17 protein-coding genes are annotated in these 17,009 nt (G+C 59.8%); 3 read left to right on the top strand and 14 right to left on the bottom strand.

The window, feature by feature from the left end:
* Position 1 precedes the first annotated feature (1 nt).
* Positions 2-502, top strand: a complete 501-nt coding sequence (locus AF71_RS27235) for a CinA family protein (protein WP_169683865.1) — start codon at positions 2-4, stop codon at positions 500-502.
* On the opposite strand, the gene AF71_RS27230 is transcribed toward AF71_RS27235, so the two are convergent.
* The 12 genes from AF71_RS27230 to eno form a co-directional block, all read right to left on the bottom strand.
* Entirely contained in the window at positions 493-936 is a 444-nt protein-coding gene (locus AF71_RS27230) for a type II toxin-antitoxin system RatA family toxin (RefSeq protein WP_007790436.1), read from the bottom strand. The genes AF71_RS27235 and AF71_RS27230 overlap by 10 nt on opposite strands.
* Positions 937-945: 9 nt before the next feature.
* Positions 946-1,518 carry an ATPase AAA gene (locus AF71_RS27225; protein ID WP_026371999.1) on the bottom strand — a complete coding sequence of 191 codons (573 nt, stop codon included), beginning with the start codon at positions 1,516-1,518 and terminating at the stop codon, positions 946-948.
* 72 nt (positions 1,519-1,590) lie between these two features.
* A complete protein-coding gene (gene lipA / locus AF71_RS27220) occupies positions 1,591-2,562 on the bottom strand; it encodes a lipoyl synthase (RefSeq protein WP_018858800.1) in 972 nt (323 codons plus the stop codon).
* Between the two features lie 42 nt (positions 2,563-2,604).
* Entirely contained in the window at positions 2,605-2,853 is a 249-nt protein-coding gene (locus AF71_RS27215; protein ID WP_018858801.1) for a GlsB/YeaQ/YmgE family stress response membrane protein, read from the bottom strand.
* Between the two features lie 121 nt (positions 2,854-2,974).
* Positions 2,975-4,420: a dihydrolipoyl dehydrogenase gene (lpdA, locus tag AF71_RS27210; protein ID WP_018858802.1), complete on the bottom strand. Its 1,446-nt coding sequence runs from the start codon at positions 4,418-4,420 to the stop codon at positions 2,975-2,977.
* 15 nt (positions 4,421-4,435) lie between these two features.
* Complete coding sequence (locus AF71_RS27205) at positions 4,436-5,017, bottom strand: GNAT family N-acetyltransferase (RefSeq protein WP_169683863.1); 582 nt, start codon at positions 5,015-5,017, stop codon at positions 4,436-4,438.
* 2 nt (positions 5,018-5,019) lie between these two features.
* Positions 5,020-5,661: an SGNH/GDSL hydrolase family protein gene (locus AF71_RS27200; protein WP_018858804.1), complete on the bottom strand. Its 642-nt coding sequence runs from the start codon at positions 5,659-5,661 to the stop codon at positions 5,020-5,022.
* Between the two features lie 19 nt (positions 5,662-5,680).
* Positions 5,681-7,021, bottom strand: coding sequence for a pyruvate dehydrogenase complex dihydrolipoamide acetyltransferase (locus AF71_RS27195; RefSeq protein ID WP_169683862.1), 1,341 nt, complete (start codon positions 7,019-7,021; stop codon positions 5,681-5,683).
* A gap of 18 nt (positions 7,022-7,039) precedes the next feature.
* Positions 7,040-8,422 carry a pyruvate dehydrogenase complex E1 component subunit beta gene (locus AF71_RS27190; protein WP_169683861.1) on the bottom strand — a complete coding sequence of 461 codons (1,383 nt, stop codon included), beginning with the start codon at positions 8,420-8,422 and terminating at the stop codon, positions 7,040-7,042.
* 17 nt (positions 8,423-8,439) lie between these two features.
* Positions 8,440-9,486: a pyruvate dehydrogenase (acetyl-transferring) E1 component subunit alpha gene (gene pdhA / locus AF71_RS27185; RefSeq protein ID WP_018858807.1), complete on the bottom strand. Its 1,047-nt coding sequence runs from the start codon at positions 9,484-9,486 to the stop codon at positions 8,440-8,442.
* 146 nt (positions 9,487-9,632) lie between these two features.
* Positions 9,633-9,953, bottom strand: a complete 321-nt coding sequence (locus tag AF71_RS27180; protein ID WP_007532419.1) for a septum formation initiator family protein — start codon at positions 9,951-9,953, stop codon at positions 9,633-9,635.
* Between the two features lie 145 nt (positions 9,954-10,098).
* Positions 10,099-11,373: a phosphopyruvate hydratase gene (gene eno, locus AF71_RS27175; protein ID WP_112659422.1), complete on the bottom strand. Its 1,275-nt coding sequence runs from the start codon at positions 11,371-11,373 to the stop codon at positions 10,099-10,101.
* Positions 11,374-11,785: 412 nt separating this feature from the next.
* Here eno and AF71_RS27170 point away from each other — a divergent pair, with 412 nt between their 5' ends.
* Positions 11,786-13,630 carry a HAMP domain-containing methyl-accepting chemotaxis protein gene (locus tag AF71_RS27170; protein ID WP_169683860.1) on the top strand — a complete coding sequence of 615 codons (1,845 nt, stop codon included), beginning with the start codon at positions 11,786-11,788 and terminating at the stop codon, positions 13,628-13,630.
* Between the two features lie 20 nt (positions 13,631-13,650).
* Here AF71_RS27170 and kdsA read toward each other — a convergent pair whose 3' ends face one another.
* Positions 13,651-14,496 carry a 3-deoxy-8-phosphooctulonate synthase gene (gene kdsA / locus AF71_RS27165; protein WP_169683859.1) on the bottom strand — a complete coding sequence of 282 codons (846 nt, stop codon included), beginning with the start codon at positions 14,494-14,496 and terminating at the stop codon, positions 13,651-13,653.
* On the bottom strand, positions 14,493-15,377 hold the full coding sequence (locus tag AF71_RS27160; protein WP_018858811.1) for a VOC family protein: 885 nt from the start codon (positions 15,375-15,377) through the stop codon (positions 14,493-14,495). Before AF71_RS27160 ends, kdsA begins: the two co-directional genes overlap by 4 nt.
* 199 nt (positions 15,378-15,576) lie before the next feature.
* On the opposite strand from AF71_RS27160, the gene lexA reads away from it, so the two are divergent.
* Positions 15,577-16,293, top strand: a complete 717-nt coding sequence (gene lexA / locus AF71_RS27155) for a transcriptional repressor LexA (RefSeq protein WP_018858812.1) — start codon at positions 15,577-15,579, stop codon at positions 16,291-16,293.
* The last annotated feature ends 716 nt before the right edge of the window (positions 16,294-17,009 follow it).

The raw sequence follows: 17,009 nt of genomic DNA, 5'->3' as shown, positions 1-17,009 counted from the left end.
GATGAGCACCTTCCCGAACGACATCATCGTGCAAGCAGAAGCGATCATTCGCGATTTCACGGCAGCTGGGCTGATGGTTTCGACCGCGGAATCCTGCACCGGCGGACTGGTCGCTGGCGCGCTCACGGAAATCTCAGGATCGTCCTCTGTCGTGGACAGAGGCTTCGTCACCTACACCAATACCGCCAAAATGGAGATGCTTGGCGTGCAGGAGGAAACGCTGATCCGCTTCGGCGCGGTCTCCGAGGAGACGGCGCGGCAGATGGTGCACGGCGCCCTCTTCCGCTCCCGCGCCGCCATTGCCGTCGCCGTGACGGGCGTTGCCGGGCCAGGCGGCGGATCGGTGGAGAAGCCGGTCGGCCTCGTCCACCTCGCGGCCAAGTCGCGCTCTGGCGGGCTTATTCATCGGAAGATGCTCTACGGCGACATCGGTCGCGGTGAGGTGCGGCTTGCGACGGTCAGGACCGCGCTTGGTATGATCCAGGAATTGGCTCAGCCGTAAATCTTCGTCGCCCGCGTTTCGAAGGCTTCCGAGAACATGCGGAAGGCGCGATCGAACATCGACCCCATGACCGCCCCCAGGATGCGGCTCTTGAACTCGTAGTCGATGAAGAAGTGGATGTTGGAGCCTGTTGCCGTCTCCTCGAAACGCCAGCGGTTGTCGAGATAGCGGAATGGTCCATCAATATACTTGACCTCGATGAGGCGCTCGGCCCGGTTCAACAGCACCTGCGTCGTGAAGGTTTCGCGGATCGCCTTGTAACCGACGGTCATATCGGCGATCAGAAGAACCTTGCCGTCACGCTCCTTGCGGCTGCGAATGCTCAGCGCCTCGCAGAGCGGAAGAAACTGAGGATAATGCTCGACGTCGGCGACGAGATCGAACATCTGATCGGCGGAATGCGGGACGGAGTGATGCGTTTCGAACTGAGGCATGATCGGCAGTTAAGTAGGAGCGCCGAGAAGATCAAGAAGGTGGTTCACCTCTCGCCGGCTTTTCAGCTGAAAAACCGGAACATTCGGGCCATGCTTGTCGAGCGCAGCAATCACCAGGGGCGCGAACCGCTTCTCGAACGTCCAGATGTAAGTGAGAAACTCCCGATCCGGCACTCGCTCCAGGCATCCGGGCGCCATGTCTGGCCGAGTCCTTCCGAGATGGAGGAACGCGCGTTTGCAGATTCCCCACAGACAAAGCCAGCGCGGCATACGTACCCAGACGACCAGTTCCGTGCGGGCGACACGAATATCGAAGGTGGATGGGCCGGTTCCGTCCATGAGCCACCGTTCGCCGGCGACGACGTTACCGATCAGATGGCGCTCTTCCTCTTTCGGGCGCTTGACCCAGCCCGGCAGCCAGAAGAACTCTTTATCCATGGAAAAATAAGGAAGATCGAGCTTGCTGCTGAGTTTTAGCGACAAGGTGCTCTTGCCGCCGCCGGAGCAGCCGATGACCATGATGCGCTCGGACTGGCGCAGCAGTGCGGCAACCTTGCGCATATCGTCGATATAAGCCGGCATTCTCGTCGCCTCCGCAAACAAAAAGCCGCGGGAAGATCGCCGCCGCTTTTGAAAAATGCAAGCGATCGTTGATTATTCCGCTGCGATCAGCAGCTTTTTCTCGCGTGCGGCCTTCAGGCGTGCGAAGTCGTCGCCGGCATGGTGCGACGAACGCGTCAGCGGGCTCGAAGCCACCATCAGGAAGCCCTTGGTATAGGCGACCGTCTCGTAGGACTTGAATTCGTCAGGCGTAACAAAGCTCATCACCGCGTGGTGCTTGCGGGTTGGCTGCAGGTACTGGCCGATGGTCAGGAAGTCGACCTCTGCGGTCCGCAAGTCGTCCATCAGCTGCAGCACTTCGTTTCGTTCCTCGCCGAGACCGACCATGATGCCCGATTTGGTGAACATGGTGGGGTCCAGTTCCTTCACGCGCTGCAGCAGGCGGATGGAGTGGAAGTAACGAGCTCCCGGACGAACCGTCAGGTAGTTGCCGGCAACCGTTTCCATGTTGTGATTGAAGACGTCGGGCTTTGCGGCAACGACGCGCTCCAGGGCACCGGGCTTCTTCAGGAAGTCGGGCGTCAGGATTTCGATGGTCGTCGTCGGCGAGGCAACACGGATCGCCCAGATCACCTTCTCGAAATGCTCGGCGCCGCCGTCTTCGAGATCATCGCGGTCGACCGAAGTGATGACGACGTGGGAGAGCCCCATCTCCTTCACCGCCTTGGCGACATTCTCCGGCTCGGCCATGTCAAGCGCATTCGGCTTGCCGGTCGCAACGTTGCAGAAGGCGCAAGCGCGGGTACAGATCTCGCCCATGATCATGAAGGTCGCGTGCTTCTTGTCCCAGCACTCGCCGATATTGGGGCAACCAGCCTCTTCGCAGACGGTGACGAGCTTGTGCTCCTTCACGATCGAGCGCGTCTCTGCGTATCCCTTGGAGGTTGGCGCCTTGACGCGGATCCAATCCGGCTTGCGCAGGACCTCCTGGTCAGGCCGATGGGCCTTTTCGGGATGCCGCACACGCTTGGTATCAGGATTGATCGTATCGAGAATGGTTACCATGGCAGTTCAAATCTCCGCCGCTCCATGCGGCAAAAGCCCTATCTATCGGCGGACGAGCCGCGCGACGAATATCAGCAAGCAGGCACCAAGAAAACCCGTGACGAAGTAACCGAGCCTGCCGCCGGCCACCTCTATATGAAATTGCGCCAGAATCGCGGTTGCGACCACCGAGCCGACGATGCCGAGCACGATATTGAGCAATACTCCGTAGCGAACCTCCATCAGCTTGCCCGCGAGCCAACCCGCAAAGCCGCCGATGATGATCGCTGCGATCCAGCCTACGCCTTCCATCCTGCCCTCGCCTCTTTACGATATCGCCCTTGCGATCAGAACCACGATGATGGCGCCGACACACCATAAACATGATGATCGACTTTTGCTTTTTCCACCTTCGACAATAGGGAAGAAACGATCAAGCGTTCAGGACACGACCATAAGCATCCAGAACCGCTTCCTTCATCGTTTCGGAAACCGTCGGATGCGGGAAGATCGTGTGCATCAGTTCCTCTTCCGTGGTCTCTAGGTTCATTGCGACGACAAAGCCCTGGATGAGCTCGGTGACCTCAGCGCCAACCATGTGGGCGCCGAGCAGCTCGCCGGTCTTCCTGTCGAAGATGACCTTGCAGAGACCCTGATCTTCGCCAAGCGCGATCGCCTTGCCGTTGGCGGCAAACGAGAAGCGACCGACACGGATGTCGCGGCCCAATTCCTTGGTCTTGGCTTCCGTGAGACCGACGGAGGCAACCTGCGGGTTGCAGTAGGTGCAGCCCGGGACCTTGCCCTTGTCGGTCGCATGAACGTTCGGCAGGCCGGCGATCTTCTCGACGCAGACGACGCCTTCGTGCTCCGCCTTGTGAGCGAGCATCGGCGGGCCGGCGACGTCACCGATCGCGTAAATGCCAGGAACGTTGGTCTTGCCGTAACCGTCGATGACGACGCAGCCGCGATCCGTCTTGACGCCGACAGCCTCAAGGCCGAGGTTTTCGATGTTGCCCTGCACGCCGACAGCCGAAATCATGCGATCCGCCGTGATCTGCTGTATCTTGCCATCCGACGTCTCGACATGCGCGGTGATGCTGTTGGCGGATTTTTCGACCTTCGCGACCTTTGCGCTCGTGAAGATCTTCATGCCGCGCTTTTCCATCTGCTTGCGGGCGATCGCAGTAACTTCCGCATCCTCGACCGGCATGATGGTAGGCAAGACTTCGACCACCGTCACGTCCACGCCCATCGACAGATAGAAGCTTGCGAATTCGATGCCGATCGCGCCCGAGCCCATGACGATCAACGACTTCGGCAGTACATCCGGCTTCAGCGCTTCGAAATAGGTCCAGATCAGCTTACCGTCCGGCTCGATGCCCGGCAGGGCGCGGGGACGCGCACCTGTTGCAACGATGATGTGCTTGGCGGTGTAAGTGCCCTCGCCCTTGACGCCCTTCGGCACGGGATGCTGTGGCTCGACGACCGGCTTCGACGACTTGCCGACGACGATCTCACCCGGCTTGGTGATCTTGGCCTCGCCCCAGATCACGTCGACCTTGTTCTTCTTCATCAGGAAGCCGACGCCTCCGTTGAGGCGTGCGGAGACGGCGCGCGAGCGGGCAACGACCGCCTTCACGTCGGCGCTGACCTTGCCTTCCAGCACGAGACCGTAGTCCTTCAGGTGGTTGGAATGGTCGAGAATTTCGGCCGAGCGGAGCAGAGCCTTGGTTGGAATGCAGCCCCAGTTCAGGCAAATGCCGCCCAGATGCTCGCGTTCGACGATCGCGGTCTTGAGACCGAGCTGGGTGGCGCGCACAGCGGCGACATAGCCCCCGGGTCCGGAGCCGATGATGATGACGTCGTAGTTCTCAGCCATGTTTCCCTGCCTTTGCTATCGGGCGTCGCGGGTGAGAAGCACCCACTCGTGTTTCCTGCCGTTTTCGAAGAAGGCCACGGCATTCGTTCGCGCCGCCTCCGAAAATCCATTCTTCTTGTAAAGCGACAGAGCCGCCTCGTTGTAACCTGCGGTAATCAGGCTGACCGGCGCATTTTCCGCACGCTCAATCTGATCCATGAGAAGCCTTCGACCGATCCCGATGCCACGCAGATGGCTGTAGACACCGAGCGTTCCGACAAACCAGCTTCCCAACACCATTTTCTGCAGATCGATGACCGGCTTCAGCGCCGGGCGATCCGCCTCGATATTCCGTATGCCTTCGCCAAGACCGTAGCCGATCGCGGCTCCCGCGATCTCGCCATGGGCTTCGGCAATCACGGCGTCGCTCCAGTTGCCTTGCCCCTGGTCGCCACGCAGCTTCTGCCGTCCACGCTCCATCGGCGTATCGCCGCCACCGTTTCCAAGCTCCACCAGCCAGAGCCAGGAGGCGAAACCATGGGAAGCGATGTCCGTGAGTAAAGCCAGCTCCGTCGCATCCTCCCGCGTCGCGGGACGAAGCGAAGCGAAGGATCCCATGCTCAAAGCCCCAGCATCATCCGCACAGTCGACTCCATGCCGCGCCCAAGAGCGCGGGTATTGTCCGCATCGAGGTGAATGCCATCGACCGGTGTCGTCTTCGCCACCGAATTGCCGTCAAAGAAGCCGCAGCCGAGTTCGTCCGCGAGATCACGATAAAGGGTCGGAAGCTTCGCCGACTCCTCGATGGCGCCGACGAACGACGCCGCAAATGGCACGTTTGCCGTCTCACGCACCTTCGGCGGCGCGACGATCAGAATGTCCGGCCCATCGAATTCGAAGGGCCAAGCATGATTGCGGATCAGACGCACCAGCCGGGCAATGCCCTGGCAGGCGGCAAAGGCCGAACCCGCCACGACAGGCTTCATGTCGTTGGTGCCAAGCAGCAAAATGACGAGATCAAGCGGCGCATGGCTCTGCAGAATCGTCGGAAGGATGCGTGCGCCGTTCCGGTCGCAGTCGGCGAGATGGTCGTCGAAGGCGGTGGTTCGCCCATTCAATCCTTCGGCGATGATCCGCACTTCGTTGCCGAGTGCCGCCTGAAGCGCACTTGGCCAACGATCCTTGTAGGCATGACGTCCGATCGTGTCGGCGTCATAGCCCCAAGTCAGCGAGTCACCATAGCAAAGAACGGTCTTCGTCATTTCCGCCTCCGCTCCGGTCTCAGACGAGCATACCCATCGGATTTTCGATGTAGCCCTTGAACGCCTGCAGCAGCTCCGCACCAAGCGCGCCGTCGACGCAGCGATGGTCGGTCGACAGCGTGACCGTCATCACGGTTGCGACAGCCAGCTGGCCGTTCTTGACGACGGGGCGCTGCTCGCCTGCGCCGACTGCGAGGATCGTCGCATGCGGCGGGTTGATGACGGCTGCGAACTGCTTGACGCCCATCATGCCCATGTTGGAGACCGAGCTGGTTCCGCCTTGGTATTCTTCGGGCTTCAGCTTGCGATCCTTGGCGCGCTTGCCGAGATCACGCATCTCGTTGGAGATGGCCGACAGGGTCTTCTCCTCGGCCTTGCGGATGATCGGGGTGATCAGGCCGCCAGGGATCGAGACGGCAACGCCGACATCGGCGTGCTTGTGCTTGACCATGTTGGCTTCGGTCCAGGAGACGTTCGCATCCGGAACATCGCGCAGAGCCAGCGCCATAGCCTTGATGACCATATCGTTGACCGACAACTTGTAGGACGGCGCACCATCCTTGCGGGGAGCGGCATCGTTCAGCTGGGCACGCAGAGACATCAGTGCATCGAGCTCGCAATCCACGGTGACGTAGAAGTGGGGCACAGTCTGCTTGGACTCGACGAGGCGCTTGGCGATGACCTTGCGCATGCCATCATGCGGCACGAGCTCGTAAGAGCCCGGTTCGAACAGCTTGAGAACGCTCTCGTCCGATGCGCCCTTCGGGGCTGCAGCAGGAGCCGGTGCGGCAGCCTGCGGAGCAGCAGCAGCCGGAGCAGCCTTTGCACCACGACCTGACACGGCCGCCTCGACATCGCTCTTGACAACGCGGCCGTGAGGGCCGGAGCCTGATATGGCCGAGAGATCGATACCGGATTCCTTGGCCAGTCGACGCGCAAGCGGCGAGGAGAAGGTGCGATTTCCGCCCGCGGGAGCGGCTGCAGGTGCCGCTGCCGGAACCGGTGCGGCAGCAGCCGGAGCCGGTGCTGCCGGCGCTGCTTCCGTCTTCGGGGCTTCAGCAGCCTTCGGCGCCGGTGCGGCAGAGCCTGCAGCGCTTGCAGCAGCGGATACATCTTCGCCATCGGCAGCAAGCACGGCGATCAAGGCATTGACCTTGACGCCTTCCGTGCCGGCAGGAACGACGATCTTGGCAACCGTGCCCTCATCGACGGCTTCGACTTCCATCGTTGCCTTGTCGGTTTCGATTTCCGCAATGATGTCGCCCGACTTGACCGTGTCGCCTTCCTTGACGAGCCACTTGGCCAGATTGCCTTCTTCCATCGTCGGAGAGAGGGCAGGCATCGTGATGTTGATAGGCATCGAAATACCCTCCCCATGTTACTTGTAGCAAACGGCCTTTACGGCATCGACGACCTCGGCGACGCTCGGCAGTGCGAGCTTCTCGAGATTGGCGGCGTAGGGCATCGGAACGTCCTTGCCGGCGATCGTGAGAACCGGCGCATCGAGGTAGTCAAAGGCCTGCTGCATGACGCGGGTAGCGATTTCGGTGCCGACCGAGTTCTGCGGATAGCCTTCCTCGACGGTGACCAGACGGCCGGTCTTCTTGACCGATTCAATCACGGTCGGAAGGTCCATCGGGCGCAGCGTGCGCAGATCGATCAGCTCGGCATCGATGCCGATCTTTTCGAGTTCCGCGACGGCCTTGGTGGCATAGGTCATGCCGATGCCGAAGGAGACGATCGTGACGTCCCTGCCCGGACGATGGATGCGAGCCTTGCCGATCGGGAGAACGAAATTATCGAGCTTCGGCACATCGAAATGCTGACCGTAGAGGATTTCGTTCTCGAGGAAGACAACAGGGTTCGGATCGCGGATGGCAGCCTTGAGCAGACCCTTTGCGTCGGATGCCGTGTAGGGCATGACGACCTTGAGGCCCGGGATCTGGCTGTACCATGCCGAGTAGTCCTGGCTGTGCTGGGCACCAACGCGGGCAGCTGCACCGTTCGGGCCGCGGAAGACGATCGGAGCACCCATCTGGCCACCGGACATGTAGAGCGTCTTGGCGGCGGAGTTGATGATCTGGTCGATCGCCTGCATGGCGAAGTTGAAGGTCATGAACTCGACGATCGGCTTCAGACCGGACATGGCAGCACCGACGCCGACGCCGGCAAAGCCGTGCTCGGTGATCGGGGTGTCGATGACGCGGCGGGCGCCGAATTCCTGCAGAAGACCCTGGGTGACCTTGTAGGCGCCCTGGTATTCGGCAACTTCTTCGCCCATGACGAAGACGCTGTCGTCGGCGCGCATTTCTTCGGCCATGGCATCGCGAAGCGCTTCGCGAACAGTCATGGAGACCATTTCCGTACCTGCCGGAATTTCCCGATCGTTCGGCACGGCAGCCTTCGGCTCCGCCGGAACCGGAGCAGCAGCGGCAGCAGGCTTTTCTTCCGCCTGCGGAGCGACAGCGGCAGGTGCGGGCTGCGCGGCAGGTGCGGCAGAGATGTCGGACGCCGATTCACCGTCCTGAAGCAGGACCGCGATCTTGGCATTGACCTTCACATTTTCTGTGCCGGCCGGAACCAGGAGCTTGCCGATGACGCCTTCATCGACGGCTTCGACTTCCATCGTTGCCTTGTCGGTTTCGATTTCGGCGATCACGTCACCAGACTTGACGGTGTCGCCTTCCTGCTTGAGCCATTTGGAAAGCGTGCCTTCTTCCATCGTCGGAGAGAGGGCGGGCATGAGAATATCGATTGGCATGGGTCGTCCCTCCCCGATTAGAGCAGAATGTCAGTGTAGAGCTCGGATGCATCCGGCTCTGGATCGGACTGGGCGAAGTCGGCGCTGTCGGCAACGACATCGCGGACATCCTTGTCGATCGCCTTCAGATCGTCTTCCGAGGCCCAACCCTTCTCAAGGAGGCGCGCTCGCACCTGCTCGATCGGATCCTGCTCGGAGCGCATCTTCTGCACTTCTTCCTTCGTGCGGTACTTCGCCGGGTCGGACATCGAGTGACCGCGATAGCGGTAGGTCAGCATCTCGAGGATGATCGGACCCTTGCCGGAGCGGCAATGCTCGAGGGCTTCGTCGGCTGCGGCCTTTACGGCGCGGACATCCATGCCATCGACCTGGATGCCGGGGATGCCGAAGCCGGAGCCACGCAGGGAGTAGTTCGACTGCGCGGTCGCGCGGGCAGTCGAGGTGCCCATGGCGTAACGGTTGTTTTCGACGATGTAGATGATCGGGAGCTTCCAGAGAGCAGCCATGTTGAAGCTCTCGTAGACCTGGCCCTGGTTCGCAGCACCGTCACCGAAGTAAGCGACGGAAACGCTGTCGTTGCCGCGGTAGCGATTGGCGAAAGCGAGACCCGTTCCAAGCGAAACCTGGGCGCCGACGATGCCGTGACCGCCGTAAAAATGCTTCTCTTTCGAGAACATGTGCATCGAGCCGCCCTTGCCGCGCGAATAACCGCTACGGCGGCCGGTCAGTTCGGCCATGACGCCACGCGCGCTCATGCCGGTCGCCAGCATATGGCCGTGATCGCGATAGGCGGTGATAACCTGATCGCCTTCTTTCTGCGCCATCTGCATGCCGACGACGACAGCTTCCTGACCGATGTAGAGGTGACAGAAACCGCCAATGAAGCCCATGCCGTAGAGCTGCCCGGCCTTCTCTTCGAAGCGGCGGATCAGCAGCATTTCGCGGTAGGCCTTGAGCTCCTCGTCGCGCGTGAAATCAGCGACAGGACCACCATTCGAGGCCTTGTTTGCCGGCTTTGCGCTAGTTTTACGGCTGGAAACGGTCGCGGTTTTTCGCGGCGCCATTCAACCCTCCCTATGGGTTTGTCGGTTCTTTGGTGGCGCACACCATAGGGAAGAAATTTAGCCACAGCAATGCCATAAATGCATGGCTCGTATTCATCATTAAAGCACTGATAAATAACGCTTTATTTCGATTAACTGAATTTCGGTTAATTCGAATAGTGATTGAATATGACGATCTCGTCAGCGCGAGAAACATTAAGCTGAAGACGCGCTTTCTCGTCCAGCATGTCCTTGTCCATCGAACCGTCGCTCAGCAGCGCGACCTGCTTTTCAAGATGCTCGCGCTTGCCTTTCAGAACCGCCAACTCCCTTTCGCGCGCTATCCGCTGGCGCTCGAACCCCTCGGTTGCCCGCAGACCGTAATCACCATGAATGCAATGATAGCCGAAGTAGGAGAGAAACGCGACCGTCATCGCGGGAACCACGAAACGACCGATCTTTTTCTTCTTGTGATGCTTTGTCCACATAAACGCACGCTCGAACGCATTACCTCGATGCGCTGAAGACTACCGGGCAGAGATTAACTGTCCGTTGACTATGAAAAATCAGGCACGAAAAAACCCGCGCCTTTCGTAGACGCGGGTCCAAGTCGCTCAATTCAGGCGCGATTGATCAGCCGCGGATGATCGAACGGCCGGCGTAGCGGGCCTGCGGGCCGAGGCCCTCTTCGATGCGGATCAGCTGGTTGTACTTGGCCAGGCGATCCGAGCGCGACAGCGAGCCGGTCTTGATCTGACCGCAGTTGGTGGCGACCGCCAGATCGGCAATCGTCGAATCTTCGGTTTCACCGGAACGGTGCGACATGACTGCGGTGTAGGCAGCCTTATGCGCAGTGTTGACGGCGTCGAGCGTTTCCGTCAGCGAGCCGATCTGGTTGACCTTGACGAGGATCGAGTTGGCAACGCCCATGCGGATACCATCACGCAGGCGGGCCGAGTTGGTGACGAATAGATCGTCACCGACCAGCTGGACCTTCTTGCCGGCCAGATCCGTCAGTGCCTTCCAGCCGTCCCAATCGTCTTCAGCCATACCGTCTTCGATGGAGATGATCGGATACTGGGCGGCGAGCTGGGCAAGGTATTCAGCCATGGCACCCGATTCCAGCGTGCGGCCTTCGCCTTCGAGAACGTACTTGCCGTCCTTGAAGAATTCGGTCGCAGCGCAGTCGAGGCCGAGGTAGATGTCTTCGCCCGGCTTGTAGCCGGCTTTCTCGATCGACTTCATGATGAAGTCGAGGGCTTCAGGGGCGCTCTTCAGGCCCGGCGCGAAACCACCCTCATCGCCGACGTTGGTGTTGTGGCCCTGAGCCGACAGCTCCTTCTTGAGGACGTGGAATACTTCCGAGCCCATGCGAACGGCTTCGCGGATGGAATCGGCACCGACCGGCAGGATCATGAACTCCTGGAAGTCGATCGGGTTGTCGGCATGCGCGCCACCGTTGATGATGTTCATCATCGGGACCGGCAGCAGGTGGGCGCTGGCGCCACCGACATAACGGTAGAGCGGCAGGCCGGCAGCCTGGGCAGCAGCCTTGGCAACCGCGAGCGATACGCCGAGGATGGCGTTGGCGCCGAGGCGCGACTTGTTCGGCGTGCCGTCCAGTTCGATCATGATGTTGTCGATCTGGATCTGGTTTTCGGCATCAATGCCGCCGATCGCGTCAAAGATTTCGGTGTTGGCGGCTTCGACAGCCTTTTCAACACCCTTGCCGAGATAGCGATTGCCACCATCGCGAACTTCAACAGCTTCGTGAGCACCGGTGGAAGCGCCCGACGGCACCGCCGCACGGCCCATGCTGCCGTCTTCGAGATAGACATCGACTTCGACGGTCGGATTGCCACGGCTGTCGAGAATCTCGCGGGCGATAATGTCGGTAATTGCAGTCATCGGTTCTTCCTGCTCGGTGGGTGATAACGTTGGAAGCCTGTTTAATCGAAGGCACACAAATTACAATGCCACACTGACGACAGATGGCATGCCACGGCCCTAACGGGTGAATATGTCAGGCCTTTGAAGCCACGCCCGGCCGTTGGTTGGAGACAACGCTTATCAACTTTCAAAACCTGACGTTTTGGAAATATAAATTTTGACTTTCAAGCTGGTTGTAAATTTATCGACCAGTAACCAATCATATTTGTTAACGGCCGAAAGGAAATAACACCTTCTTCGGCAGGCGTTATTGCATGATGCGCTTCCTTATGCGGCCAAGCCGCCTGTCACGATCCATAGCTGCTGCTCGAAAATTTCCAATGGTTTCAGAAACGACGTCGTTCACTATTTACTATTTACGGGGCATAGGATGAAACTCAATATTGCACGAAGCCTTGCCATCTTCGCGGTGGTCGTCGCCGCCGGGCTCATTGCTTCGATCGGCATACAAAACTACGCCTTCAATAAGCTACGCGTGAACGGCGAGATGTACCGGCAAATCGTCTACGGCAAGGATCTCGTTGCCGATATTCTGCCGCCGCCCCTCTATGTCGTTGAATCCTACATGCTTGCACTCGAGGCGGTGCAGCGCCCGGAGGTCGCCGGAAAGAACATCGACCGCATTCAAAATGTCCTGAAGCCCGCCTATGAGGATCGCCGCAAGTATTGGCAGGCAACCGCGCTCAGCGCAGACCTCAAGGAAAAACTTCTGAACGACGTCCTCATCAAAGGCGATGCGTTCTGGAAGGTGATGCAGGACGAACTCGCGCCCGCCATCCTTAACCACGACTCTGCGGTCATCCCGACAGCCTTCGAGAAGCTTGCGACCAATTTTCATATCCACGAAACGGCGGTCAACGAGCTCGTTGATATGGCGAACGCCTTCCTGGCAAAGGCTGAAAAAGACGCGGCCGAACAGACAAGCATTCTCTCGGCGATCACGGTTGCATCTGCGGCGGTCTCGCTTTGCCTGCTTCTTGGCGGCCTCTACGCCTTCCGCCGGCGCGCCATCGTGCCACTTTCGGCGATGCGCGACTACATGGCGATCCTAGCGGGCGGCGACTATTCCAAGGAAGTCCCCTTCAGCCACCGTGTCGATGAAATTGGCGAAATGGCACGCGCCGTCACCGTGTTTCGCGAATCGGCGCAAGAACGGAACAAAATCCGCGAACACCAGGATGCGGAGCGCCAGGCCCAAGCCCAGCGCGATGCGGCGCTGGCCGCCTCCAAGGCTGATGAGGATGCCGGCCGCGAACGCATCATCGTGAGCCTAAGCCGCGGCCTGGACCGTCTTTCCCGCGGCGACCTCACCGTCCAGCTCAACGAAGCGTTCGCGCCGGACTACGAGAGGCTACGCGAGCAGTTCAATTCGAGCGTCCGCACGCTTTCCGGCACAATGAGGGATATCGCGACGGCAACCACTACGGTCAGGACTGGCACTAGCGAAATCGCAACAAGCACGGATGATCTGGCCCGGCGAACGGAACATCAGGCCGCATCGCTGGAGCAGGCAGCCTCGGCGCTAGATCAGATCACGGTTACGGTCAAAAACTCGTCGAAACGCGCCCATGAAGCAAACGCGATGATGACGGTGACGAAGGAAAGCGCCAGCTATTCGGCAACTGTCGTGCACGAGGCCGTAGCTGCGATGGAGAAGATCGAAGCATCATCCGTGCAGATCGGCGAAATCATCAACGTCATCGACGAGATCGCCTTCCAGACCAACTTGCTCGCGCTCAATGCTGGTGTTGAGGCCGCTCGTGCCGGCGAGGCCGGAAAGGGTTTTGCCGTCGTGGCGCAAGAAGTGCGCGACCTCGCCGGCCGCTCTGCCAAGCTGGCGAAGGAAATCAAGCAGTTGGTCGAGACTTCGTCCAGTCAGGTGTCAACCGGCGTTGCCTTGGTGAACCGCACCGGCGAAGCCTTGAACAGTATCGATCAGCAGGTGCTGAAGGTGACGACGCTGATCGAGGCGATCGTGCGCTCTTCCTCGGAACAGACGACCGCGCTCGTCGAGGTCAATGCCGCCGTCAACACCATGGACAGCGTCACCCAACAAAACGCCGCGATGGCGGAGGAAACCAGCGCAGCCTGCCGCGAGCTTGGCAACGAGGCGCTACACCTCAATCACCTGCTCTCCCGCTTCGCTCTCGAAGGCACGGAGAGGACGGCAGGATCGGCATATCCCACAAAGACGAGGTTGGCGCTCGCCGGTTGACGGCGTGCACGTCCATCCATTTATCCCGCCTTGGCAATCGCATCGAAGGCCAGCAGCTTTTCGAGAAGCCGCGGCATATCCCGCAGATAGACCATGTTGGGACCATCCGAAGGCGCATTGTCAGGATCTTCGTGGGTTTCCACGAATACGCCAGCGACGCCGACGGCGACCGCCGCACGCGCGAGCGTCTCCACGAACTCGCGCTGCCCTCCGCTCGAACCGCCCTGCCCGCCCGGCTGCTGGACCGAATGCGTGGCGTCGAAGACCACGGGGGCGCCCATCGCCGCCATGATAGGCAGCGATCGCATGTCGGAGACCAGCGTATTGTAGCCGAAGGAAGCACCGCGTTCGCAAAGCAAGATGTTCGGATTTCCGCTCGAATTCAGCTTGTTGAGGACGTTCTTCATGTCCCAGGGCGCGAGGAACTGCCCCTTCTTGACGTTGATGACGCGGCCGGTCTTGGCGGCGGCAACGAGCAGGTCGGTCTGACGGCTGAGGAAAGCTGGGATCTGCAGGATGTCGACGACGGTGGACACCTCGGCACACTGCTCTTCGGTATGAATGTCGGTCAGGACAGGAAAGCCGTATTCCCTCTTGAGATCGGCGAACACTTCAAGCGCCGTTTCGAGGCCGATACCGCGCTGCGCTGACAGCGACGTCCGGTTCGCCTTGTCAAAGGAGGACTTGTAGACGAGGCCGAGACCAAGCTTGTCGCAGAGTTCCTTCAGCACACCGGCGACCATGAAGGCATGCTCACGGCTCTCCATCTGACAAGGCCCGGCAATCAGCGACAGCTTGCCGGAATTCGAAAAGGTGACGCGGCCGGCGCCTTCGCCGACCACGACTTCGGAATTTGTCTGGCTCATCGTTTCTCCTCGAAGGCGAAGAGAGCGCCCTGTCCGGGCGCGGCCTTCACCAGAATTCGATTGTTCTTGCGCGTATAGGTCATCCCGTTAGCAGCCAATTGCGCTTCTGTCACGGCGAGATCGCCTACTTTGAAAACGATGGCAACACCACGCAGACCGCGATCGTCGGAAGGCGCAGGGATGTCGAAGTAGGCGTCCAGTCCATCCGGGGAGAGAACACTCACTCTGGCATTCGGAGTTGTCACACTCACACCGAAGGCCTCATTGGTCGTTCCCAAGCTGTGGGCGGCGGCGCGCAGGAATGGTCCAAACGCCTTGGGGTCGGGTGCCCCAAGCACGATCTCTGCGATCCCAACCACCCCATTTGCATGCACTTGCAGGGCTTTCCGGTCGGCTGGCAGCGGGTTGACACGTTGGCATGTGAAGAAAAAGAAATCTGGAGCGCGCAGGTCAACTGCAAAGGCGAGCTTAAATGCAGCCGTCACCTCCGAGCCATCGGGCATCTTCATCGGCCGCTCGAACTGCAGCATCTCGCCGCCATTGATCTTTTCGGACAGAAACCGGGCATGGTCGCGATCGGCATCTGCCGTCGCAAAGACCACGGCAGACAGCCCATCGTCTCCACATCGGAATCGAAAGGCACGGTCCCGCGCGGTGAAGACATTGCCTTTCTGCGCCGAAGCTTCATGCAGTTCGGCATTGGCGACCCCGAGAGGCTCCAGATAAGTTTCGTCGGCGAAGAATATGCAGGCATTCTCGGTCCCAAACGGGTGCCGGGCGTCGGGCGCGACGGTGAATCCCAGCTTTCCGAGACGCTCGCGCGAGAGCCTGATATTTGGAACCGGCAGCACGATGTGGTCCAGCGGATGTGCTTCGCTCATGGCAACTTCTCCGGAATTTGCGAAGATGTGCGCCGGGCAACAGGACAATGCAACCCCCTTCTACGCTTTCGGTCAAATGAGACGCAAAAACTCAGCAAGTTGCAGGCAAGTTTTACGAAAATTTAGGTACTTGCGGAACACATATGGAACATATAGTGTCTGTTCTGGCTTTGTTTCACGACTCTGGGGTTCAACTTCGATGCTGACGCGCAAGCAACAGGAGCTTCTTCTCTTCATTCACGAGCGAATGAAGGAGTCCGGTGTCCCCCCTTCTTTTGATGAAATGAAGGATGCCTTGGACCTCGCGTCGAAGTCAGGCATCCACCGCCTGATTACCGCGCTGGAGGAACGGGGCTTCATTCGCCGACTGCCGAATCGAGCCCGCGCTCTGGAAGTCATCAAACTGCCCGAGGCATATAACCCGAGCCTGCAGCCCCGCCGCGGTTTTTCGCCGAGCGTTATCGAAGGCAGCCTCGGCAAACCACAGCCAGTTGTGGCGCCGAAGCCAGCGCCGCAGGCTGACAACGGCGGTCCTGCCTCTGTACCGGTCATGGGACGGATTGCTGCCGGCGTACCGATTTCGGCAATTCAGAACAATACCCATGACATCACGGTTCCGGCGGACATGCTTGGCCCAGGCGAGCACTATGCGCTTGAGGTCAAGGGCGACTCGATGATCGAGGCCGGCATCTTTGATGGCGACACGGTAATCATCCGCAACGGCAGCACCGCCAATGCCGGCGACATCGTTGTTGCGCTTGTCGATGATGAGGAAGCGACGCTCAAGCGCTTCCGCCGGAAAGGCGCCTCCATCGCACTTGAGGCGGCAAACCCGGCTTACGAGACGCGCATTTTCGGGCCTGACCGTGTCAAGGTCCAGGGCAAGCTTGTCGGCCTCATTCGCCGCTATCATTGAAGGCAAGCGGCTCGCCGTCAAAGGTGCCGCTTCGCCAATTATACGCCCGATGGCGGATCCAAGGGCGGTCGAGCCTCGTATATAGGCCGTCGTTTCGACGGGGCTACCTTGATCGTCGATCCTTACCTCAGCGGCACCAAAGCGACGCAAGGTTTCGCCGGTGAACAAAAGTGCGCCCGACCGGCACCCCGTCGTGCGGAGGCGAGCGGGTGTCACGACGATATCGGCCGTATCGCAGGCAGCGCCGAAGTAAGCGGGATTTTCGACGATCGTCACGAAGTAGCCGCTATCGTGCGTGGCTGTGCACCAGGCGCCTTTCAGGCATACAAATCGGTCCTCAGCGCTCGTCGCAGCCTGACGTAACGCATCGCGGGCATTGCGCAATTCCATATGTGGACGGCTCCCTGTTGCAAGTGTTTTCTGCAGATATTTTTGATCGGATCGCTTGCTTCCATATGTGCGGCCTTTGTGTGTGGTCGCACATGACCACTGGCCAAGATGGTTTCCGCAACGCGCGTTCCTAACACGGTAACGACCTTAAAAGGCCAGTGGAATTAACGGAGTGTCACGCGTCTTGGATCGATCGATCGCACCATCTGCTCTTCACTTGCAAGTTCACAGCATCAGCTCAGCACGGTGACGTCCCTGCTCACCGTGATGGCCAATCTCCTAAATTAAACTGTTGCGCTTTGTCCTTCTGTACGCCTGTAAGTCTC

The sequence above is a fragment of the Rhizobium sp. 57MFTsu3.2 genome (assembly GCF_012932765.1).
Classification (GTDB): Bacteria; Pseudomonadota; Alphaproteobacteria; order Rhizobiales; family Rhizobiaceae; genus Rhizobium; species Rhizobium altiplani.
The sequence above is the reverse complement of the archived record's forward strand: the minus strand, read 5'-3'. Positions and strand labels throughout refer to the sequence as shown.

Coding starts and splice junctions, on each gene's coding strand:
- AF71_RS27235 (WP_169683865.1), top strand. CDS start 2: ATGAGCACCTTCCCGAACGACATCATCGTGCAAGCAGAAGCGATCATT.
- AF71_RS27230 (WP_007790436.1), bottom strand. CDS start 936: ATGCCTCAGTTCGAAACGCATCACTCCGTCCCGCATTCCGCCGATCAG.
- AF71_RS27225 (WP_026371999.1), bottom strand. CDS start 1,518: ATGCCGGCTTATATCGACGATATGCGCAAGGTTGCCGCACTGCTGCGC.
- lipA (WP_018858800.1), bottom strand. CDS start 2,562: ATGGTAACCATTCTCGATACGATCAATCCTGATACCAAGCGTGTGCGG.
- AF71_RS27215 (WP_018858801.1), bottom strand. CDS start 2,853: ATGGAAGGCGTAGGCTGGATCGCAGCGATCATCATCGGCGGCTTTGCG.
- lpdA (WP_018858802.1), bottom strand. CDS start 4,420: ATGGCTGAGAACTACGACGTCATCATCATCGGCTCCGGACCCGGGGGC.
- AF71_RS27205 (WP_169683863.1), bottom strand. CDS start 5,017: ATGGGATCCTTCGCTTCGCTTCGTCCCGCGACGCGGGAGGATGCGACG.
- AF71_RS27200 (WP_018858804.1), bottom strand. CDS start 5,661: ATGACGAAGACCGTTCTTTGCTATGGTGACTCGCTGACTTGGGGCTAT.
- AF71_RS27195 (WP_169683862.1), bottom strand. CDS start 7,021: ATGCCTATCAACATCACGATGCCTGCCCTCTCTCCGACGATGGAAGAA.
- AF71_RS27190 (WP_169683861.1), bottom strand. CDS start 8,422: ATGCCAATCGATATTCTCATGCCCGCCCTCTCTCCGACGATGGAAGAA.
- pdhA (WP_018858807.1), bottom strand. CDS start 9,486: ATGGCGCCGCGAAAAACCGCGACCGTTTCCAGCCGTAAAACTAGCGCA.
- AF71_RS27180 (WP_007532419.1), bottom strand. CDS start 9,953: ATGTGGACAAAGCATCACAAGAAGAAAAAGATCGGTCGTTTCGTGGTT.
- eno (WP_112659422.1), bottom strand. CDS start 11,373: ATGACTGCAATTACCGACATTATCGCCCGCGAGATTCTCGACAGCCGT.
- AF71_RS27170 (WP_169683860.1), top strand. CDS start 11,786: ATGAAACTCAATATTGCACGAAGCCTTGCCATCTTCGCGGTGGTCGTC.
- kdsA (WP_169683859.1), bottom strand. CDS start 14,496: ATGAGCCAGACAAATTCCGAAGTCGTGGTCGGCGAAGGCGCCGGCCGC.
- AF71_RS27160 (WP_018858811.1), bottom strand. CDS start 15,377: ATGAGCGAAGCACATCCGCTGGACCACATCGTGCTGCCGGTTCCAAAT.
- lexA (WP_018858812.1), top strand. CDS start 15,577: ATGCTGACGCGCAAGCAACAGGAGCTTCTTCTCTTCATTCACGAGCGA.